The following is a 21,830-nucleotide window of genomic DNA, read 5'->3' as shown; positions in this document are numbered from 1 at the left end:
CCGCTCGCGAGCCTGAACCCTCGCGGTCACGGCGACGCGTGAAGCAAAAAGCCGCGCCACCGGGGGCCGAACCGTGAGGGTGTGAGAAATGCGGGCTAGTGGAGATTCATATGGCTATTACCTCGCTCGAGCGCACCCAGATCCAGAAAGTTTTCATCGCGATGCTGAACGCTGCCCCCAGCATCACCTACCTGGACCAGCTGGTCGGCTACGCCGGCCGCGTCGACGTCCTCGCGCGCGACCTGGGCGAAACCAGCGCGTTCAAGTCGATCTACCCGGTTGCGCTGACCAACGAAGAGTTCGCGAACAAGTTCGTCGCCAATTTCGTCGGCAGCACCGCGAGCGCCGCTGCCCAAGCCTACGTCGCTGAAGAGGTGGTCAAGTCCCTTGAAGCCGGTGTCTCCCGCGCCGACACCCTGTTCAACGTGGTCGTGGCCCTGCAGTCCGTTCCGGACGGCGACGCCACCTTTGGCAACACCAAGCTGGCCTTCGAGAACAAGGTCGCCGTGGCCAACTACTACGCCATCACCCTGGGTGGCACCGCGACCGACCTCGCCCTCCTTCAGGGCCTGATCGCCAACGTGACCCCGGAAACCGACGTTTCGACGCCGGAAGCCCTCCAGGCCGCGATCGAAGCCACCCCGGCTGGCACCACCGGCCAGACCTTCATGCTCACTAAGGGTCTGGACAATGTTCCGGGTACCTCGGGCAACGACACCATCATTGGTTCGATCGACACCAGCGCTGGCGGTGCTGAGCTGAACACCATCAGCTCCTTGGACCTCGTCAACGGTGGTGCAGGCGTCGACACCCTGAAGATCTCCACGGCTGACACGAGCAAGACTGTCACCCTGCCGAACCTGAGCAACGTTGAAATCATTGAACTGCAAGGCTCGGGCACAGGCGGCACCACCACGTTGGCCGCCAAGTCTGTCGCTGGTCTGACCGACATCAACGTCACCAAGATGGCTGAAAGCGTCAAGGTTGAGGCTGCTGCCGCAACCAACGTGAACGTCACGCTGCAGGCTGCCAACCAGAACGCCGTTATCGTCGATGGCGGCAACAACGTTACCGTCAAGCTGACTGATGTTGAGGATGACGGCGCTGGCGCCGAAAACGACATCACCATCGGCACCGGCGGCACGGCGCCTAAGGGCGACGTCGTCGTCGAAGCCACGGCCAAGGCCGCTTCTGACGGCGTCGACATCGTCATGGGTGCCATCAACATCACCGGCGGCAAGACCATCAGCGTGACCCAGAAGGTGGGTAGCGCCAGCGCACTCGTGGCCGGCGGCACTTCGCCTGACCATACCCAAGGCGATGTCGCCATCGCTGCGGACGCCACCACCACCACCGTCACCGTCAAGCAAGACCTGGCCGCCACTGCGGACAATGGTGCGCTGGCAGTGGCGGGTGTCAAGGAAGTGGTCAGCGTCAAGTTTGCGGCCTTGGCTGCTGGTGAAACGCTGAGTCTGACCGACGGCACCAACGACCTGACCTTCACCGCTACCGTGGCCATGACGGCTGCCGAAGTAGCTGCCGCCTTCTCCAACCTGAACGCCGATGCAGTGCTGCCGACAGGCGCGACCGGTGACACCCAGGGTTCGCAGATCGCTGCCAAGGGCGTCTTCTCCGACGACGGCCTGGACGACTGGAGCAGCGCGGCTGCCGTAGGCGACACCGTCGTCTTCACTGCCAAGACTGCTGGCACCACGGGTCTGGCAGACAATGGCGGTACAAAGTCCGCGACCCTCACCACCACTACCGCAGGTGTCGCCGCCGTTGATGGCGTAGCCCCGGTGCTGGGTGTGAAGGTCGGCGACGTGCAAATCGCGGGTGGCGCTGCCCTCGCTACCGTGACGGTGGATTCCTACCTGACCAGCTCCGACATCACGGGCGCCACCAACAACGCCCTGGCCACGGTCAACCTGTCCAACGGTGCTGATTTCGGCATCGCCAGCGCAGCGGCCACCCTGGCGCTGAACCTGACCAACGTTACCGGCACGGTGGATGTGATTGCTGGCACCACCACGCTGAACGCCACGGTCACCACCAACAGCACCACGGCCGCTACCCTGAAGTCCGCGACTGCCACCGCAGTCAACGTCAGCGGCACCGGCCTCGTTGCGGGCACCACGGCAGCAGGCAATCTGGCTGCCGCCACCGCCATCAACACCACCGGCATGACCGCTGGCACTGCCACCTTCACCGTCGCTGACGGCACGGCCACCACCTACACCGGTGGCGCCGCAGTGGATAACGTCACCGTCACCAACGGCGGCACCGCTATCACCAAGGCCATCGACCTGGGCGCCGGCAACGACACCCTGAAGCTGGACGGCACCGTCGTTGTCCCCACCGCTACCCTCAAGGGCGGTGAAGGCACCGACACCCTGTCGATGACCGTGGCCAGCGCTGCAGCACGTGATGGCGACACCTTGTTCAAGGCCAAGCTCGACAGCTTCGAGCGTCTGACGTTGAACGACCAGGTTAACCAGGCTAGCGCTACTACCATCGACCTGGAAAACCTCGGCTTCACCAACTACGTCACCACCAACGGTACGGTAACTGGCAACTTCCTGCTGACCCTCGACAAGATGGCCAGCGGCGGCACCGTGGTCTTGACCAACACGACCGCTGCAGCGGGTATCGCCGTCGCCGTCAAGGACGCCGACACCGGTACCGCTGACGTGCTGAATGTCGTTGCTCGTGTGAGTACGGCGGACATCGACCATGGTCTCCTGACGGTCGCTGATGTCGAAACCATCAACATCACGGCAGAAGACACCAGCACCACTGCAGCGACCAACGAAAGCACCCTGACCCTGAAGGCCGCAGCGGCCACCAGCGTCAAGGTCGACGGCAACGCCGACCTGGTGCTGAAACTGGATGCCGCCACGGTCAAACTGGCCACCATCGACGCAGGCACCCTGACCGGTGACCTGACGGTTGCTGCCATCGGTAACGTTGGTTTGACCATCACCGGTGGTTCGGGCGACGACACCCTCTCCGCCTCGGTCGGTGCAACCGCCAAGACGGATGTGATCTCGGGTGGTGCTGGTAACGACATCATCACCGCTGGTAGCAATGGTGGTAACGGCGCCTTCCTGACCGGTGGTGACGGCAACGACCTGTTCGTGCTGACCGCTGCAGCTGCCGACGAAGGCTCCAAGGATGCCAACAGCTACTACATGATCACGGACTTCCAGGCTGGCGATCTGTTGCAGCTGGGCTGGTACGACATCACTGGCACGGCTGCTGCAGCAGTCACCAGCTTCACCAAGCTGGACACCAACCTGAACGACAACACCGCGAGCTTTGACAGCTTCGTCAGTGCTGCCATGGCCCAGATCAAGGCTGAGAACGAAGCAACTTGGTCTGGTGGTGAAGTTTCCGGCACGGACGACGCTGAGGGCCAGGCGATCTACTTCAACTACAAGGGCAATGCCTACGTGGTGGTGGATAGCGGTGTCTCGACCACGGGTGTCTTCACGGGTACGGAAGACCTGGTGATCCAGCTGACCGGCGTCAATGCCGACAACCTGTCGTTCAACAGCGACTACGCAACCGTCGCGCTGATCTAAGCCAAAAACTCCAAGCCCCAGCACACCGGGGCTTGCGGTGTAAGCCTACGAACCCTGTCCTTCGAAAGAGGGGCAGGGTTTTTTCCTAAGTGCATTCGGATAGTGTGCGCTCACGAAAAAATACTTCCTGAATCCAGACTCCTCCATGGACTGTGCCGTGACGCCCGGTGCGGTGGATGACCGCAAGGCGTGGCCACGACCGCGCAGCTGGCTCACCCCGCTCCTCCCCAATGAACCCCGCATCCTTCACCACCACGCGCAGGCCGCGCTGACCGAGCGCTACCTGCTGCCGGTGCTGCCCGAACTGGAGGCGAGCTTGCTGGCGATTCGCTGGCAACTGGACCCTGAGCTTGAGCGACTGCAGCCGGTGAAGCTGGGCAAGCCCTATCCACTGGGCCAGTGCCTCGAAATCGCTGAGGCGGTCCAGAAACAGTTGAGGATCGTTGATGAGAAAACGCTGCCTTCAAACGTGGCAGTCGGCTTGCGCGCCTTGCGTGCATTTCAACGCGCCGGCGGCGATTTCCGTCAGGTCTGGGGTGACCTGCGGGGTCAGTATTTCCAGAACGCCTTTCAGGTTGGCACGCTCTACATCGACGTGGCCAACGACACGGTCACGCCCACCAAGCCCAAGGTGGAGATCCTGCCCTTCGATGAGGCGCAGTTCATCCCCATTCGCGACTTTCAACACTTCCGGCAGGTTGCCCGGCGCTACTGGGGTGACGAGATCTACCCCAACCACGTACTGCCCGAACTGGCGCCGCACTGCCCGCTGATCCATGTGAACCAGAACGGGCGTATCCAATTGCACGATGCCACCCAGTACATGCTGGCGATGACGCGTAGTCAGGCATTCAAACCCAGCGAGGCCGTGCTGCGCGAAGCGCCCATGCCACCAGTGGTGTGCGAGCGCGTGCGCAGTGCGCTACAGGAGGCGGGCTGGGTGTTGGCTACCACCCCCGAGCGAGGTCGCCACCAAGCCCTGCAGCAGTGCCGCACGCAGCGCGCCAAGCGCTGGCATCAGGACGCCGCCCGACCGGCCAAGATCATCCACGAGGCGCGGAGAATCAACCAGCAGCTTGCCCGCTGGCATCAAGCAGCCTCTACACCACCACCTGATCAGGAAACACCCATGCCCACCCTCAAGATCGACAACCTCGAATACGACCTCGACAGCCTGTCCGACGATGCCAAGGCGCAACTGCAGAGCATCCAGTTCGTCGACCAGGAACTCGCCAAACTGCAGATGCAGGTGGCGGCGATGCAGACCGCGCGCAATGCTTACGTCAATGCGTTGAAGGCGGCATTGCCCGTGGTGCCCGGTGGCGACACGCTCAAGATTTCGTGATGGATGAGCACACTTTGCGGGCTGAGCTTGCCGCCATTGAGGCCGAGTTCATCGGCTGTCCTTCGCGCGTGCGGCCGGTTTTTTACGTGAGCACGCTCGGGTAAAGTGCGCTCACGAAAATAAGACACCCCAACGACCCGACCCCATGCCCACTTTCCACGCCATCGCCCAGAGCACTCACGCCGACAAACGCTGGCAGCGTTACGCCAGCTACGCCTTCGCCGCCAAAGAGGCGCTGGCGCCCCTGGTCGCGCAGGAGCTGCCGCGTGCGGTGCTGCACCTGCCCATTGCCTTCGTACGGCAGAACGACCAGTTCGCCCCAGTGGCGGTGCTCGGCATTCAGCCCGGGCAGAACCTCTTCGTCGCACCCGACGGTCGCTGGCTAGGTGGTTATACGCCAGCCGCCTACCGCGCCCACCCCTTTGCGCTGGCCAACCTGCCCGATGGCCAGCAGGTGCTTGCGTTCGATGCTGACAGCGGTCTGCTCACCGAGGCCGAGGGCGAAGCCTTCTACGACAGTGAGGGCCGTCCCGCCCAGGCGGTGCAGGACATCCTCGCTTTCCTCACCCAGGTGCAGGCCAACCGGGCCCAGACTCAGCGCATCTGCCAGGCACTGGCGGAGCACCAACTCATCCAGCCCTGGCCAATCACCGTGCAGACAGAAGCCGGACAGCGCCAGGTCGATGGCCTCTACCGCATTGACGAAGCCGCGCTGAACGCGCTGCCGGCCGAATCCCTCAAGGCGCTGCAGCAAGCCGGCGCGCTGCCGATGGTCTACTGCCAGTTGCTGTCGATGCAGCATCTGCTGCTGCTCGGCCAACTCGCCCAGGCCCACCGCAAGGCCGCACACCCGCTGCCGGCCGCACCCAACGGCGAACTGGATTTGAGCTTTCTGAGCAACAACGGCACGCTCAGCTTTGGCGCACAGTAGGTTCGGAAAGCCATGGCCACCCTCCAACGCATCACCACGGAATACATCGACCAGGAAGATCGTATCCGCCTGACGGGCGAACTTGCCCAAGGGGATACGGTCGTGCTGTGGCTGACGCAGCGGTTGATGAACAGGCTCGTGGCCCACCTGACGGCCTGGCTGTCACGGCAGATTTCACCGGCCTCACGCATCCCGTCGGTCCAGGCAGCGCACCAGGAGATCGTGCAAGGCTTTGCGCAACAGGCGGCGCGGGCACAACTGGCCCCTGAGCCACCGGTACGGGCATCGTCGGAAGAGGCAGGCTGGCGCGTGGATTCGGTCGACATCGCCCAGGGCGAGGAGGCGGTGGTGCTCACTTTCAAGGGGGAAGGCGAGGCACAGGCGACGCTGACCCTAACCGCGCAGCCACTGCGTCAGTGGCTGGGTATCGTGTTCGAGCAGTACCAGCGCGGCGAGTGGCCGACCACGGTCTGGCCGGGGTGGATGGAAGTGGCCCGGCCGCAAGCGGCGCCGGGCGCGATGGCGCTGCACTGAGGGATTGTCGTGGAACCGAACCCGTTGCGCATCACCGAGGCAGATCTGCAGGCCGAACTTGCGGCCATCGAAGCCGAATCCATCGGCTGGCTGCCGCTGGGCGAGGGTGCGTAACCGACCTCCTGTGACCCATGGGCGCTGGAGATGGAAGCGGTCGGCGTGCCGGATGCCGGCATGGCGGGGATGAATGTGCTGTGGGTGGGGTGAGTCAGGGCTGCCTGACGGCGCAGTTCGTCTTTGCACGAAAGCGTCCAGCCCTGTCCGGAAATGCATCCTTTCCTGTCTCAGTTCTGATTTAATGCTCCCCATTAGACACTTTATGTATCTAAAGGAGTGCATATGTCAGCCCATCCCCAACTTGCGGCTTCGCCCGACGACATCGACTACTGGACCCACTCTGACTGGTGGCCGGTATGGCTGGTGTTGGAGCGCTGGGGTTGGCCAGAGCCGCAGTTACTGGAGGCCAAACGGCAAGCGCTGCTGAGCGCCTGCGAACGTGGTCAGGTGAAGTGGCGCCGCAGCGACGGCAAACCCTATGACGATCCCATCCACGAGCTGGCCGCCCGCAACCGGGTACTGATCGAGCGCAGCAGCTTCATCGCGTGGTCTCGCACCTTGCCCGAGCGCCGCAAGGTGGTCGCGCCAGGGCTACCGTCGTGGGCCAGTGCACTTCCCGCGTTTCCTGCCCTCCAGCAACCCTCCGCAGGACTGGCCGTGTCGCACATTGCTGTCATGCACAGCCGCACCCACACCGAGGTCGTTGAGCGCCAGGTCGCCGCCAACGATCCGGTGCCGCTGGTGGCGGAGGTGGCGACGCAGGCCCTCGCGCCGCAGGACGATCTTGCTGCCTGCACCCCAGCCAGCAGCGATCCCAACCCCCAGGATTCCACCACCAGCTGGTCGCTGGTGACGCAGTTGCAGGGCAGCGCAGCAATTTCCAGCGCACCCCAGAACGACTACGCCAGCTACCCCAGCGAGGCAGAGCTACGCAAGCTGGGCGTGCCCACCGATGAAATCATCGACGTCTTCAAGGTTCGCGCCGACCCGAAGGAGAACGCGCAGTGGTTCCGCGAACGGATGAGTAACCTCAAGCGCGCCAACAAGGGACTGGCCGCCGCCCTGGTGCAAAAGGGCCTGCCCAGCCGGGGTATGCAGCACTACCCCTCCTGGTGGCGGCCGGACCTCGTGGCTGCCTGGCTGATTGACAAAGGCCACATGAGCCGTCAGCGCGCCATCCACATCCTGCAGACCCGCTTCCCAGAGTGGGCCGATTTGGCCGATTACCTCTGATTGAACGGGCGCTGCATGGCCGCAGACAGGCCACCCGCCAGTTCCCCTACCGTCATTTTTGAGCCTGCGCAAAACCGCCCCTGCCGCAGTGCCGCCCGCAAACCCTTGTCCCGTCTAGCGTCCCTGCCGTAGCGCTTCCTACGGCGGGAGCGCGCTTGAGAACCTGCGCCGCATGCCTTATGCGATTCAGGAGGTTCTCATGCAATACGAAGCGATCCCGGTGGTTCCGGGTCATCAGCGCATCCTGCGCTGTCGCCAGGTGCTGGCCCGCACGGGCCTGTCACGCAGCACGCTCTACGCCCTGATCGGGCGCGGTGAATTCCCCAGCGCCCTGCGTCTGTCCGAGCGCAGCGTCGGCTGGCTGGAGCACGACGTCGCGCAATGGATCGAGGCGCGCAGCCGCGTCTCGCGCAGCAACGCGCAGGTGGGCTGAGCCATGGCAGTGATCGATCTCGCCGTGTCTTCGCTGCCAGAGGACAGCAGCCCCGATTTCAACCATCACGACCATCACGGCAGTCAGGGCCAAGGGGCGTGTGATGGTTGTGACGATGGTGACGGTCAATTCCCGATGGTGCCGCCACCGGAAGAAGCACATAGCCCGGCGACGGAGGATGCCACGCAGGATGCACAAGCGTCGGCAGAGGACGATCTGGAGGCCGCCGACCAGGCGGTGATGCTGGAGGGTTTGCCGCAGGTCATCGCCGATGCCTTGAAGCGACTGCCCGAAGACGTCGGTGCGCTGCTGGAGACGCCGGTCATCGAAGCCCTGGCGGAACTCAAGGCCGGTGATTTGGCTGGCTATGTGCGGGTTCGGCACATGGCCAAGGGGCTCAACAAAGGTGTGCTCTTGGGCCTGCTGGACAAGGCCGTACAGGCCGAATTGCCCCACGGCGATGCGGACCCCTCTGCGATTGACGAACTGGTCGGGCTGGCCCGCGAGACAGGGCGCTTTGTGCACGACGCCGACCGCAAGGCCTACGCCATATTGCCGGTATTGGGGCACACCGAAGTCTGGCCAGTGATGTCCTCGGGCTTCGAGGAATGGTTGCGCGCGCTGTACTGGCGCCACTGCGAACGCGGGGTGCCGGAGACCACGCTCAAGTCGGCCCTGGCCACGCTGGCGGCGGCAGGCCTCAATGATGGCGATGAAGTCGAGGTGCACTGGCGCGCGGCCCAGCACGGTGACGGCTATCTGATCGATCTGTGCGACGAGCACTGGCGTGCCGTAGAAGTGGGCGCCTGGGGCTGGCGGGTACTGACACCGTCACCAGCTTATTTTACCCGCACGGCCGCCATGCGCGCCTTGCCCGAACCGGACGCCGCCCACGCTGACCTGGGGCTGCTGTGGCAGTACGCCAACGTACCATCCGAGCAGCGGCTGATGGTCGTGGCCTGGTTACTGGAGTGCTTTCGGCCGGAAACGCCGTTTCCGGTGCTGGAGCTGGTGGGGGAACAAGGCTCGGCCAAATCCACCACGCAGACCGTGCTGCGCAGCCTCATCGACCCCAACAAGGTCGCGCTGCGTGGGCGCCCCAAGACCGTCGAAGACATCTTCGTGGCCGGGGCCAACAACTGGATCATCTCCTACGAAAACCTCTCCGGCCTGACGGCCGAGCAGCAAGATGCGCTGTGCACGCTGGCCACTGGGGGCGGCTTTGCCGCGCGCCAGCTCTATACCAACGGCGAGGAAAGCATCCTCTCGACCAAACGGCCGGTGATCCTCAACGGCATTGCCGTGGTGGCCACGCGCCCGGACCTGATTGATCGGGTGGTGCACATCGACATGCCCACCATCGCCCCTTCGCAGCGCCGCGACGAGGCCGATACCCAGGCCGGCTGGGAGCGCGACCGCCCCCGGGTGTTTGCGGCCTTGCTCGATCTCTTCAGCGCGGCCCTGGCGATCCTGCCCAGCGTGACGCTCACCCACAAACAGCGCATGGCCGATTTCGAGCGGCTGGGTGAAGCCGTGGCCCGTGCGCTGGGCTTTGCCGCCGGTGAATTCCAGCAGCGCTACGCCCAGATGGTGCGTGCAGGTGTGGACCGAGCACTGGAGAGCAACGCCGTGGCCCAGGCGCTGGAGAAATACCTCGGCGAGCGTGTGCTGCCCTGGCACTGGCAAGGCACCGCCGGCCAACTCTACGACCTGCTCAACCTGCACGCCGTGACCGACCGCAGCAGCTGGCCCCGTTCTCCGAAGGGGCTGGCCGATCAGCTGCGCCGTATCGCGCCGGCCTACCGCAGCAAGGGCATTGACATCACCCCGATGGGCCATGGGCGCGACGGTGCGCTGTGGCGCATCAGTACACAACACCCATCGACCGACGCCACGCCGCCCAGCGTCACCCCCACTTCTGTGGGCGGCATTCGTTATGGAGCACACCGTGAATAGACCACGCCCCATCCCCAACGCCACCTTTGTGCCTGTGCAGCCGCGCCGCCGGTTCACGTTCATCACGCAGTCGCCGCATGCCCGGGTGCCGCTGAGTCCGCAGCCGCAGGTTGCGCAGCCAGTGAGTACGGCACTGCCCACCAGGACGTCACCCCTGGCATCGACATCGCCAAGCCCGGCGATTGAAGAAAGCCCCCTGATCGCTGCCTGCCGCCGCTACGCCCAGCAGTACGGCGGTCTGGGCAAGCGCGCCGATGCCGACACCGCAGCAGATGCGCCCACGCAAGGCGACGGCGCCGACGATCAGAAAAGCCCGCTGGTGCGCGCGGCCAGAAAGCGTGCGCAAGAAGCCCAGAAAGCCCAACAACGCTAACCGACAGGAGAGATGATGATGAGACTCAACCCTTTCAGCAAAAAGAGTGCTGGCAGCAGCGGTGGTTACTACGCCCGCATCAAGGCCGAGTTCGAGCAGGTCGAGCGCGAGCTCGCTAAAACCCGCAAGGCCCACGCTCAGGCCCAGGCCGATTACGACGCCGAGCAGGCCGAATACCAACGCATCAAGGACAGCCTCAACCCGCGCCGCGTGGAGCGCAGCCCGCAGGAGGATAGGCAGTGGGCACGGGTGACGGCAGCGCACGATATCGTGCAGCCGCTGGTCAGCCACCTGCGCAGCCTGGAGGAGCAGGTACGCGAACTGCGTCCCATCGTGGAGGCGCCGACCAAGCTGCAAGAAGCGCAAGCCGCCTTGAAAGCGCTGTCGCAGAAGGATCGCCAGACCCAAGCCGAGCGCGAACGCCTGCAGGATCAGATCGCCAAGATCGAGGCGCGGCTGGCCAAAGCCGAGGTGAAGGTCAAGGAGGAGACGCTGGTGGCTTCGCAGCAGTGGGCGGACAGCACGGACAGCGACGAGGCCGCCCAGACAGCGTTTGCCCCGCCGACAGCGCTCATTCAAGCCGAGCTGGAAGTGCGACTGGCCAAGACCAGCCTGGAGACCTTGCAGCAGCAGTTGCAGGCGGTCGATGCTTCCCGGGCCGATTTGCCACAAGCGCGCCACGATGCCCGCCGCGCCTACCAGTACGCCCGCTATCTGGTGTCAGACATCGAGATGCACGAACAGCTGGAGCCGCTGCTGCCGGTCATTGCCCGTGCCACCTCGGCGGCCTACGACTGGAGCCCGTACCTTGAGCAGCGCAAGTACGTGATCAAGCTCTCCGACGAACTGGTGGCTCAGGCGTCCAGGCAGCTGGATGCTGAGCTTGAGCAGCTGTGAGGAGGCAGTGATGGACGTCAAGAAGCCGATTACTACCAGCATGACCACCGGCATCATCCCCAGTGCGCCGCTAACCCGCCAGCCCACACGGATTGCCCCGCAGCAGCTGGACGACCTGACCCTGCGTTGGCTGCGTCAGATGCACCAGCCTCTGCCCACGGTGCAGGTCGCACCACCGCCGGTGGAAGCGCCGGAGCAGAGCGAGCCGATGGCCAGGCAGCCTCAGCAACTCCAGCTACCTCAGCAGCGCTGGTTCACCGCCCAGAACAGCCCGGCCAAGCCGTCGGTGGCGCCTACGCCACTGCCGGGCAGGCGCCGCAAGAAGGGCTCACCGTCTTGGGCGCAGTGGTCAGGGCTGCTGCCGCTGATGCTGCCCCAGGCCATGCGCCGGATGCGTCAGGCGCTGTGGCGCGAGACCCAGCGGATGGGCCGACTGACGATGGCGCGCTGGCGCCAGCAACAGCACCGCCGACGTGAAGGCAGGCGTCGCAGCTAGTGTGTGTTTGCGCCGGGGTGTTGCGACCCCGGCAAACCACCGTCACAACCATCACCACCGTCACACCGTGCTGGTTCTCGGTGGGGCTGTGATGGTGGTGACGTTCGTGACGGTTGCATCCGGGGGTAGCACGCAACCCGAGCGAACACACATGCCCGAACACCAACACCACCCACGCCAAAGGACAACGGGTCCTCCCTGGCGAAAGTAAATGCGCGGGCCGGACGCACCGCGGCGCTTCGCTAGCGTCAGCGACTGAAAAAAGGTTGCCAGTTGCCGGTTGCCAGTTGCCAGCCGCCATTCACCGGTCCGCATTTCATCCCTTCCATCCTCACAGGAGAATCACTCATGGGAATGTCTATCCGGGCGTATGCCCAACATCGCGGCGTCAGTCACGAAGCCGTGCGCAAGGCCATTGCTGCCGGGCGTATCCACAAAGAAGCCGATGGCAGCATCGATCCGGCCAAAGCCGATGCGCAGTGGCAGCAGCACACCCGGCCCGCGCCGCTGTCCAGCGCAAAACGCGTGGCAACCCGGGTGGCAACGCCCATGGCAACCTCACGCCCATCCACCACACCGCCCACCCCTTCGGCTGGTGATGAAGCGCGTGGCGTTGACTATCACAAGGCCCGCGCCGTGCGAGAAACCTACGCCGCCCGGCTGGCAAAACTGGAGTTCGAGGAGCGCAGCGACAAGCTGGTGAGCAAGGACGAGGTGGACGCCAAGGTCTTTACGCTGGCGCGTCAGCTGCGAGACCGGATGCAGCAGATCCCCAACAAGGTGGCCCCGGAGATCGTGGCGCTGGTGGTCGACAAGCCCGATGTGCGGGGCGTGGCCGAGTTGCTTGACCGTGCGATCCATCAGGCGCTGGAGGAGTTGGTGGCGTGAGGGCTTGACGCAGTGAGGGCGCCGGGTTGCGCAGGTGTTGGCAACCCGGTCTGCGCCCGGTTGATCAGGGGCGGGCGGCTTCAGGTGCAGCGACCCGATACACCCGCTCGCCGCCTTCGGTCTTCTCGGAGGTGACCACGATGCCGCGCTTCTTGAGCGTTCCGGCAAAGAGGCCACGAACGCTGTGCGCTTGCCAGCCGGTGATCGCCATGATCTCGGCAATCGAGGTGCCTTGCGGTCGTTGCAGTAGGGCGATGACCTGGGCCTGCTTGCTGTCGGCCCGCACGCGAGGTGTTTCCTGCACGGCTTGCCAGGAAGCCTCAGCTGCCACCACGGCGGCTTCCATCTCCGGGTCATCGGGCGGCACTGTCGTTTGCAACGGCGTGGCTGCAGTGATTTCGGTGGCTGTCGTTGTCACCGTCGGGGTTGGCGGCAGTACATCCTCCGGCTGGGCGTCGCCCTTGATGATCGCGATAGCCGTGGGGGTCAGGCGCCATTGACCATCAGCCTGTTCGATCAGGTGGCGGCTGGCGAGGCTGGCGATCATCTTCAGTTTGGCGCCGCCCTTGAGGGCCAGTAGCGGCTCGATCAAGCCACCGGCGTCGCAATGCGCGCGGGTGATGAGATCCAGTTGGCGTTCGGTGATGGGGGAAGTTTGTGCGGACATGGTGGTTCTCCTGGTGATTACTTGTCGCTGCTATCGAGGAGCGCCAGCACCTCGCGCAGGCCGTTCTCGATGCGGGTGAGATCGCCGACGTGGCCCCAGTGGATGTGCTCAGGGTCGTGACCGAAGTGGTCGTCGGCGTGGCGCTGCAACGCCTCAATCTGGCTGCGGATGGTGGCGATGTGCTGCAGGTAGGCGTCTATGGCCTGGGGTTGGGTTGTGGGCATCGTTGGCTCCTGGGGGTTGATGGACGATGCCATTCACGCTCTGTTCGCCCGTGAAGCCAAGCGCTTTCTGAGGGCTTGCGACGGATTCGTGAATGTGCGAATTTGGGGAGGAGCGCAGGCTCCGCCAATTGGCGCAGGCAGCCTGCAGGGGCGGAGCAAACCGGCAAATTTGCCGGTTTCCGGATGGTGGGCACGGCAGGCCATGGAGTTGCCAATTGGCATCTCCTGGGTGCAAGGCGCGACTTGCTGACCCGGTGATCACCTTCGGCAAATTTGCCGAAGGTCAGTCGCGTGCGCCACCAGAAGGGAAATCTTGCCAATTGGCATGGTTTCGGTGGTAGTCAGCAGTTAGCCCAGTAGCGATGGCGTGCCCGAGAGATGCAAATTTGCATCTCTGCGTCTGCTGCCGGAAATCCGCCCATGGGCGGAATTTGTCGAGGTGGGCACCGATCAGCAAATTTGCATAACGGTGTGCTGCCGGCGCTGCCGCCTGGGTGGGTGCGCAAAATTGCGCATCCTCGACCTGCTGGCCAGCGGGTAAATCCGCCAATTGGCGGATTTGTGGCCAGGGACGGCCCTGGGCGGTCGTCCTGCAGAAAAGGCGCAAATTTGCGCAATTACTCGGTCAGTGCGGTGTTCGTCACTGGCTGTCGCCCGCGTTGACCTGTTCTTCGAATTGCTGAATGGTTTCGACAATGCTCTCCCACTCAGGCACTTCGCCGAAGATCATCCCAGCCATGGCCGTGTAGTCCCGGCGCAGTTGGGCATCCATTGCCGATAGTGGCGACAGAGCAAATGTCCCAGGATGGGCGGTGGCCAAATCCAGATCACTGCTGTTGAAAAACATCCGGGCGTGCCGTGCGCAGTCTCTGGCCAGGTCGAGATCGCACGCCGCACGTTGGCCGACATCGCTGCGCAGCAGACGGTAGATGTCGTAGTAGTGACGGGAGACGCGCTGCCCTTGGCGACGCAGCTCACCGCGTCGCTCAAACCAGCGACGCTGACCGTGAAGAATGACCACCTTGTCCCAGAACGTCCGCTCGGCGTCGATGGTCACGACGTTGGTCACGTTCAGCATCAGGTTCGGCACATCCTCTGCCAGGTAGGGCTTGACCGTGGTGGCGCGGTGCGGATCGAGCGCAGACTTGGCCCCGGCTTCGATTTTTACGGTCGGCGGGTTGTAGTCCCCAGGTTGGGCACTCACAGCCGGATAGGCGATCAGCAGGGTTTGCTGATCCGGATCGTCGGGGTCCAATGTGACCGCCGACGGATTGAAGGGCAATCCTGCCCGCTCAAACGCCGACGCAATGCTGGCGGTCAGGCGTGTCTTGAGCGTCGAGGTGATGTAGCGCTGGCAGGCTTCCTTGATTGCATTCAGATGCGCGCGCTGCTTTTTTCCGCTCAGGCCTTCCAGGTCTTGCACATCAACCGCCTGACCCAGATCCTCTCGAAAGACGGTGATGTCGATGTCCTCGGAAAACCGGGAAATCAGGCCATGGCTCTTCGAGAGGGACGTGCCGCCCTTGAACAACAGCCGGGGTTCATCAGCACCGGCCCCGTTGAACAGCAGGTCCAGCACCCAGCACACCCAGAAGTCTTTCTCGACATTCTGAATGGGCGTGCCCAGCCGCATAGACGTGCTCAGGAACAAGTCACGGCGATCCGCTTCCGCCGCAGCAATGATGTCCTGGAATCCGGGTGTCATCGATGGGCTCCTTGCGCTACGTGCCGCGCAGCGGGAAACGCAGGTTGCATTGGGGCCATAAAATAGGCATTGCTGCTCGCACCGGAGTCGTCGGTTTCTCTCAGGATTTCGCGCAGCAGGTCCTGCATCCACGCAGGCAGTGTGGGCAGTCCTTGCTGGAGGTCGTCTTTCAGCGCCCCGCTGGCGTCGCTGGCGAGCAATCGCTTGAGTCGGGCGATGACGGCATCGCGCTGCTCAGACAGGGTGTCGCGCAGCCAGTGCAATGCCTGGACGACCTGCATGGCCGGGTGGCCAGCCCAGTACAACTTGCTGGCGGCCGTCAAGCGAAACTGGATGGTGAGGTTGCCCAATTGAATGGGACGTAGGCGTCCATCGGTATGCACCACCACCTGGGCAGGCACGGCATCGGTCAGTCCCAGGGCATTGGCAGCGGTCATGCCGTCGACCAACACACGCACCTGGTCTCGGCGGCTGACCGCATCAATCACGCTGCGGTAGTCGGGTGCCGCAGTCTTGCCGGTCAGTGCATTGTGTCGGGGCTGATCGTAGAGGCCGCGATCCACACGCCGCAAATCTCCCGTTGCCACCAGGCGCTGTAGCGCTTTGTCGATGGCATCGCGTGGCCCGAGGTCGAGGAAGTCGACAGGCGTCCACACGTAGCCCGGCTGATGCCCGGCGACGCGATGGCTGATCTGTGATTTGAGATTGAGACTGGGACCTCGCATGGCGCCCTCCTGTCCGAATAGTATATACACAAATCGGACAAATGAGAGGCATCCAGAATTCTTGTCCGAAAGTAATCAACACTCTTCGGACAAATCAGGCGGTGGCTACTGCCGCTTGCGGCTGGTTGGCAGCCGCCACCGGCCGACCCACCCTGGCTCCGGCGACCACATTCCCCACCACATTGACCGCCTCCAGCATCGCCTGCGGCGACAGGTGCGCGTAGCGCATCGTCACCTTCGGATCGTGGTGGCCGAGGAGCTTTTGCACCTCATACAGCGACCGCCCAGCATTGACCAGGAAACTCGCGTAGCTGTGGCGCAGGTCGTGCAACCGCACTTCGCCCAAGCCCACCTTCTTCCTGATCGAGTCCCAGGCGTAAAAGATCGACACCGGCGGCTTCTTGGTCTTCGGATTGAAAAACACCCAGGGGATGTCGTCCTGCCGAGGCAGTGACTGCAGCAACTCGATGGCTGCATCCGACAGCGGAATGTGGCGTGGCTTCTTCGACTTCGAGCGACCGGGTGGCACCGTCAGCAACTGCCGGCTGAAATCGATCTCCTCCCACTTGGCATCCAGCACCTCGCGCTTGCGAGCACCGGTGTAGAGCAGCAGCCGGATCACCTGGCCCACCTGCACATTGCGGTTGGTGTCCAACTCGTCAAACAGTCGCTGCACCTCCTCGGTCGTCAGGTACCGCTCCCGTGAAACCGTGTTCTCAAACTCATCCACCCCGACACAAGGATTGCCCGTCGGGGGCAGCACGTCCCAGCGGATCGCGCAGTTGTAGACGAACTTGAGCAGAATCAGCATCCGGTTGCAGGTACCAGCCGCGTAGCCCTTATCCAGCAAGCTGTGGTGAAACGCCACCACATCCGAGCGCGTCACACGGTTCATCCGGTAAGAGCCAAACGCAGGCAGCACATGGTTGCGCAAAAACGAGTCATCACACTCCCAGCTGCGCTTTCTTGTCTTGGCGTAGGGTAGATAGCGCTCGGCGACAAACGCCGCCAGGGTCGGCACATCCTTGAAGCGGTGGCTCTCCAGCTTCGGGTCGCCCCCTTCGGTCACCATCTGCTTCATCTGGTGCGCCTTGGCCCGCGCATCCGCTAGCGCGATCTCATCGACCCGGCCGATGTTGTTCATCCGCACCTTGCCTGCCGCATCGCGGTAGCGAAAGTAGAAGGTCGCCCCGCCACTGGTGCGGTGCTCCAGCAAGAACCCTTTGATCTCCGTATCGAAGTAACTCACGGCCCCGGAGACAGGCACACGACCGGGCAAGGTCGCCAAAAACTCCGTACTCAATGCTTGTGCTGGCATGGACTTTCTCCTCTTACAACGTGAGGCCATACTACGATACAATGCGCCGCAAAAGACATAAAAAGCATCTAAACAAGCAGAGAAATTTGCCAATCAAACCGTAAAGGAGTCGACCATGATCGACGGAAGACAGATCCGCGCCGCACGCGCGATGCTGGGCTGGAGCCGGGAGGAATTACTGCAGGCCTCGGGCATCTCGATGTCGGCGCTCTTGCGCATGGAAGGAGCGCTGGCCGACAGCCGCAGCTCGACACTGAACAAAGTGGTCAAGGCACTGAGCCTGGCCGGCATCGAATTCGTCACGCGGGACGACGGCGCGATAGGGGTGATCCTGAAGGCACAAAAACCGCCTCAAGCGCCACAATGAGACAACCAGCAAGTCAAGCCGAAAAGCAACAAAAGCCACCCAAGGAGCAACAAAGGGTGGCTTTTTTACTTGATGGCTTCGGTTGGTAGGAAGTTGGTACGTCGGATTGGATGTAAATTGCGTCTATATAGGTAGGGAGCGCGGCTAAGTCTTTGAAAAGACAAAGAAAATATCCGATTAGACTAAAAATATGCCTTTTGCGGTATGAAAGTGGTCGGAAATGGGCGCTTGGGAGGCTTCAAAACGCGCGTAAGTCTTTGACTTACAAAGAGATTGCAGAGTAACTGGCTATTATGCTCACTAAGGGTCTGGATAACGTTCCTGGCACCTCGGGCAACGATACGATCATTGGCTCTGTTGACGCAGGTGATGCTGAGCTCAACACCCTCAGCGCGCTTGACGTGATTAACGGCGGCGCCGGTACCGACACCCTGAAGGTGGCGACCAATGCAGCCACCAACATTCCGCTGGCCAATCTGAGCAACGTCGAAATCATCGAAGTTCAGGGTGCTGCAGCTGGCGGCACGACGGTTGATACCACCACGCTGACCGGCGTGACCAACCTGAACATCACCAAGACGGCTGGCGCCATCAACGCTGATGCAGGTGCGACTACCGACGTGTCCGTTGCGCTGGCCACTGCTGCCGCCACGGCCGTCGACGGCGGCAACAACATCAACGTCGCACTGACCGACGTAGTAACCGCCAGCACGGTCGCCGTGGGTGCTGCTACCGCCGCCAAGGGCGATGTGGTTGTCAGCATGACTGGCAAGGCCAGCACGGCCGGCACGGATGCCACCCTGGCAACCGTCGGTGTCACCGGTGGCAAGACCATTTCCGTGACCCAAGTCGCCACCAGCAACGCGGCTGCCGCTGCGGCCGACACCACGGGGGCCACCATTACCCAAGGTGCGGTAACCATCAATGGCGATGCTGCCACCACCGAAGTGACCGTGAAGCAGGACGCATCGGTTGCTGAAGTCGTTGCCGTCACTGCTGTGGCCGCCAAGGCTGCCACTCAGGATGTGACCTTTGCTGCGATGACGGCTGGCCAGACGGTTGCTGTCGATTTCGGCGCAGGCGTTCTGACCTTCACCGCCAACAAGGATCTGACCGCTGCTGAAGCCGCTTCCGCCTTCGCCAACCTGGCCAAGGACGCCAAGCAGGGTAATGCTTCCGCTTCCCTCGGTATCTACACCGATGCGACTGGCGGCGTAACCGATGGCTGGACCTCCGGCGCCGTGCAAACGGTCAGCGCCACTCAGGCCAAGGTGACCTTCACCAGCGCCACCGCTGCTACTGCGATCACCGATGGTGGTGGTGCTGTCGCTTCGGTGCCGGGCGCCTACAGTGGCAACGCGGTCGCAGCCGTCGCCGCCAAGGCTGGCGTGCTGGGCGTGGCCAACGGCGCAGTGGGTGTGACGGATGCCAACGGCACCATCAAGACCATCACGGTCGATGGTTACGCCAACTCCACCACCACGACCACCACCGTGCTGGAAACCCTGAACCTGTCCAACAGCGGCCTGACCTACGGTGCTGGCAAAGTGACCGCTGCCGCTGGCATCGTCGTGGCCGACACCGCTGCGACACTGGCGCTGAATCTGGAAAAGGTTGGCTTCTCTGGTTACTACAACGGTGATGCCGCTGTGACCACCCAAGCTGGCGCAGTCACGCTGACCCTGGCTCCGACCACCCTGAACGTCAAGTCCACTGGCAACAACTACGTCGTCCTGACGGCAGCTGCCACCGAGACGCTGAACGTTTCCGGCACCGGCCTGCTCGACGCATCGACGACCGACCTGGCTGCGCTCAAGACCGTCAAGGTCACCGAGACCGCTGGCTTGAGCCTGAACGCTGCTGTCAATGACACCGTTGAATCGGTCGACACCACCGGCACCACCGGTACCGTCACCGTGACCATCAATGGCGACAAGGCTACTTACACTGGCGGTGCCGGTGTGGATAACGTGTCTGTGGCCAACGCTGCTACCGCTATCAGTAAGGCTATCGACTTGGGTGCTGGCAACGACCGTCTGGATCTGTCTGCAGCCCTCGCGATCGACCCGACGGTTGAACTGAAGGGTGGTGACGGTACCGACACCATCGTGCTGTCCGCTGCAGCTGCGGTTGCTCGCACTGCTGGCGTGACTTTCCAGGACAAGATCACCAGCTTCGAGCGCCTGGAAGTTGGCGCACTGGGTGCCAACAGCACGGTCAACCTGGATAACCTGGACGACATCAACTACGTCATCGCTAACGGTAACGGCGCCGGCGACTTCGGCTTGGTCCTGGACAAGATGCTGACGGGTGCTACCGTGCAACTGAACGGCGACCTCTCTGCCTCCGTGGCTCAAGCTGGCGTTGAAGTCAAGCTGGCAGATGCCACCGGTGGTAGCGATGTGGTCAACCTGATTGCCAATGCGGCTACGGGCACCACCATTGGTACCGTGAAGGCTGCCGGTGTTGAAACCATCAACATCACTGCCAACGACACCGACATCACCGCAACGGCAGCCGGCAAGGCCAATGTTTCCACCAACACTCTGACGCTGAATGCCGACAAGGCTGCCACCATCAATGTGACCGGTGAAGGCAACCTGACCCTGAATCTGGCTGCCACCAGCACGGCTGTCACCTTGATCGACGGTAGCACCGCATCCGGCGTGCTGACCATCGGCACGGTGGCTTCCGACCTGGCGGCGACCACCGTGAAGGGCGGCTCCGCTGCCGACGTGCTGACCGCGCGTGGTGCCAACGACGTGCTGATTGGCGGTGCCGGCAACGACGTGCTGAAGGTTAATGGTGGTGTCGCCAGCGCGGTCACCCTGACCGGTGGCGATGGTGTGGATCAGTTCGACGTGAGCACTTTCCTGGCTGCCAACGCCGGTGCTGCTGCCACCATCACCGACTTCACCAAGGGCGAAACCATCAAGTTCGCCAGCAATGTTAACGCCAACTTCGCCAGCTCCAAGGTCACCCTGATTGCCGAAGCCACCTTCGACAACTATGTGACCGAAGCTGCCAAGGCGGCAGACCTGGTGTCCGGTGGCACCCATGGCATCGCTTGGTTCCAGTTCGGTGGCAACACCTTCATCGTTCAGGACATCGACGGCGACGCTGCCTTCACCAATGGCGCTGACAGCATCGTCAAGCTGACCGGCCTGGTGGATCTGTCCGCTTCGTCCTTCAACGAAGTCGGCCAAGGCACCCTGCTGTACATCTAATCTCGCCAGAGACAAGCCCCAGCACACCGGGGCTTGAGGTGTAAGCCTACGAACCCCATCCTTCGCAAGAGGGGTGGGGTTTTTTCTGAGCGCATCGACTCGCGATGTCTTCAGAGAAGACCCTACACACGAAAGGATTGCGTATGTCAGACTGGACCGCCGGCTACGTAGCCGACATTGGTTACACCTACGGCTACTACACCGAACTGAACCCCGTGCGCGTGCGCCTGGCCTTCCTCAATGCCGGTTTGGTGGCGCCTGAAGTGGGCAGTGCCTGTGAGCTGGGTTTTGGCCAGGGCATGAGCGCCAACCTGCACGCGGCCGCCAGCGTAGTGCAGTGGAGCGGCACCGACTTCAACCCCGCCCAGGCCGGCTTTGCCCAGGAGCTGGCCCGCGTGGCGGACTCCGGCGCACAGCTGTTTGATGAAGCCTTCGGCCAGTTCTGCAGCCGCGCCGAGCTGCCGGACTTTGACTACATCGGCCTGCACGGCATCTGGAGCTGGATCAGCGACGAGAACCGCGCGGTCATCGTCGATTTCGTGCGCCGTAAGCTCAAAGTGGGTGGCGTGCTCTACATCAGCTACAACACCCAGCCCGGCTGGGCCGCCATGGTGCCCATGCGCGACCTGCTCACCGAACACGCCGAGGTGCTGGGCTCAGACGGCGCCGGCATCGTCAACCGTATCGACAGTGCGCTGTAACCGTCCGAGCAACCCCGTAGTTCCCGATCAGAGCCGAATCATCGATCGTTGCATCTCCGAACTCACTTCTGGAGAACGACGATGGAGCAGGAGAGACTGATGGCGCAGGCAGAGCTACCGGCTCAGCGCCGTGGCGAGGTGGCCGTACAGCGGCGCGTACACCGGGACG

The 21,830-nt window shown here is 63.1% G+C and carries 19 protein-coding genes; 14 read left to right on the top strand and 5 right to left on the bottom strand.

All coding sequences use genetic code 11. The features are described from left to right. The first annotated feature begins 110 nt into the window (after positions 1-110). From ACPT9U_RS15820 to ACPT9U_RS15770, 11 genes are all read left to right on the top strand, one after another. A complete protein-coding gene (locus ACPT9U_RS15820) occupies positions 111-3,584 on the top strand; it encodes a beta strand repeat-containing protein (protein ID WP_435751616.1) in 3,474 nt (1,157 codons plus the stop codon). A 145-nt stretch (positions 3,585-3,729) separates the two neighbouring features. After that, a complete protein-coding gene (locus ACPT9U_RS15815; protein WP_435751615.1) occupies positions 3,730-4,929 on the top strand; it encodes a hypothetical protein in 1,200 nt (399 codons plus the stop codon). A 145-nt stretch (positions 4,930-5,074) separates the two neighbouring features. Next, positions 5,075-5,860, top strand: a complete 786-nt coding sequence (locus ACPT9U_RS15810; protein WP_435751614.1) for a SapC family protein — start codon at positions 5,075-5,077, stop codon at positions 5,858-5,860. A 12-nt stretch (positions 5,861-5,872) separates the two neighbouring features. After that, positions 5,873-6,394, top strand: a complete 522-nt coding sequence (locus ACPT9U_RS15805) for a hypothetical protein (RefSeq protein WP_435751613.1) — start codon at positions 5,873-5,875, stop codon at positions 6,392-6,394. A gap of 339 nt (positions 6,395-6,733) precedes the next feature. Beyond that, positions 6,734-7,684: a hypothetical protein gene (locus ACPT9U_RS15800; protein ID WP_435751611.1), complete on the top strand. Its 951-nt coding sequence runs from the start codon at positions 6,734-6,736 to the stop codon at positions 7,682-7,684. 199 nt (positions 7,685-7,883) lie between these two features. Next, on the top strand, positions 7,884-8,117 hold the full coding sequence (locus ACPT9U_RS15795; RefSeq protein WP_435751610.1) for a helix-turn-helix transcriptional regulator: 234 nt from the start codon (positions 7,884-7,886) through the stop codon (positions 8,115-8,117). 3 nt (positions 8,118-8,120) lie between these two features. After that, entirely contained in the window at positions 8,121-10,073 is a 1,953-nt protein-coding gene (locus ACPT9U_RS15790) for a hypothetical protein (RefSeq protein WP_435751609.1), read from the top strand. Continuing rightward, complete coding sequence (locus ACPT9U_RS15785) at positions 10,054-10,446, top strand: hypothetical protein (protein ID WP_435751608.1); 393 nt, start codon at positions 10,054-10,056, stop codon at positions 10,444-10,446. The genes ACPT9U_RS15790 and ACPT9U_RS15785 overlap by 20 nt, the downstream gene beginning before the upstream one ends. 18 nt (positions 10,447-10,464) lie before the next feature. Continuing rightward, positions 10,465-11,343 (top strand): hypothetical protein, encoded by an 879-nt coding sequence (locus ACPT9U_RS15780; RefSeq protein WP_435751607.1) that lies wholly within the window; start codon positions 10,465-10,467, stop codon positions 11,341-11,343. 10 nt (positions 11,344-11,353) lie between these two features. Then, positions 11,354-11,839 (top strand): hypothetical protein, encoded by a 486-nt coding sequence (locus tag ACPT9U_RS15775; RefSeq protein ID WP_435751606.1) that lies wholly within the window; start codon positions 11,354-11,356, stop codon positions 11,837-11,839. A gap of 348 nt (positions 11,840-12,187) precedes the next feature. Continuing rightward, the gene (locus tag ACPT9U_RS15770; protein ID WP_435751605.1) at positions 12,188-12,727 is read left to right on the top strand and encodes a hypothetical protein; all 540 of its coding nucleotides are present in this window, start codon (positions 12,188-12,190) and stop codon (positions 12,725-12,727) included. A gap of 64 nt (positions 12,728-12,791) precedes the next feature. Here the strand turns inward: ACPT9U_RS15770 and ACPT9U_RS15765 are convergent, their stop codons facing one another. The 5 genes from ACPT9U_RS15765 to ACPT9U_RS15745 form a co-directional block, all read right to left on the bottom strand. Further along, positions 12,792-13,394: a DUF3489 domain-containing protein gene (locus tag ACPT9U_RS15765; protein WP_435751604.1), complete on the bottom strand. Its 603-nt coding sequence runs from the start codon at positions 13,392-13,394 to the stop codon at positions 12,792-12,794. Between the two features lie 17 nt (positions 13,395-13,411). Next, a complete protein-coding gene (locus ACPT9U_RS15760) occupies positions 13,412-13,618 on the bottom strand; it encodes a hypothetical protein (protein WP_435751603.1) in 207 nt (68 codons plus the stop codon). 640 nt (positions 13,619-14,258) lie between these two features. Then, the gene (locus ACPT9U_RS15755) at positions 14,259-15,323 is read right to left on the bottom strand and encodes a nucleotidyl transferase AbiEii/AbiGii toxin family protein (RefSeq protein ID WP_435751602.1); all 1,065 of its coding nucleotides are present in this window, start codon (positions 15,321-15,323) and stop codon (positions 14,259-14,261) included. Then, the gene (locus tag ACPT9U_RS15750) at positions 15,320-16,048 is read right to left on the bottom strand and encodes a DUF6088 family protein (protein WP_435751601.1); all 729 of its coding nucleotides are present in this window, start codon (positions 16,046-16,048) and stop codon (positions 15,320-15,322) included. Before ACPT9U_RS15750 ends, ACPT9U_RS15755 begins: the two co-directional genes overlap by 4 nt. Before the next feature lie 94 nt (positions 16,049-16,142). Next, positions 16,143-17,366 carry a tyrosine-type recombinase/integrase gene (locus tag ACPT9U_RS15745; protein WP_435751600.1) on the bottom strand — a complete coding sequence of 408 codons (1,224 nt, stop codon included), beginning with the start codon at positions 17,364-17,366 and terminating at the stop codon, positions 16,143-16,145. A gap of 115 nt (positions 17,367-17,481) precedes the next feature. Between ACPT9U_RS15745 and ACPT9U_RS15740 the strand changes: the two genes are divergently transcribed. The 3 genes from ACPT9U_RS15740 to ACPT9U_RS15730 all read left to right on the top strand — a co-directional run bounded on the left by ACPT9U_RS15740 (position 17,482) and on the right by ACPT9U_RS15730 (position 21,661). Next, positions 17,482-17,733 carry a helix-turn-helix domain-containing protein gene (locus ACPT9U_RS15740; RefSeq protein ID WP_435751599.1) on the top strand — a complete coding sequence of 84 codons (252 nt, stop codon included), beginning with the start codon at positions 17,482-17,484 and terminating at the stop codon, positions 17,731-17,733. Positions 17,734-18,026: 293 nt separating this feature from the next. Continuing rightward, on the top strand, positions 18,027-20,960 hold the full coding sequence (locus ACPT9U_RS15735) for a beta strand repeat-containing protein (RefSeq protein ID WP_435751598.1): 2,934 nt from the start codon (positions 18,027-18,029) through the stop codon (positions 20,958-20,960). A 143-nt stretch (positions 20,961-21,103) separates the two neighbouring features. Further along, on the top strand, positions 21,104-21,661 hold the full coding sequence (locus ACPT9U_RS15730; protein ID WP_435751597.1) for a class I SAM-dependent methyltransferase: 558 nt from the start codon (positions 21,104-21,106) through the stop codon (positions 21,659-21,661). Positions 21,662-21,830 lie beyond the last annotated feature (169 nt).

The organism is Thauera sp. AutoDN2 (genome assembly GCF_051280715.1).
Taxonomy (GTDB): domain Bacteria; phylum Pseudomonadota; class Gammaproteobacteria; order Burkholderiales; family Rhodocyclaceae; genus Thauera.
The sequence above is the reverse complement of the archived record's forward strand: the minus strand, read 5'-3'. Positions and strand labels throughout refer to the sequence as shown.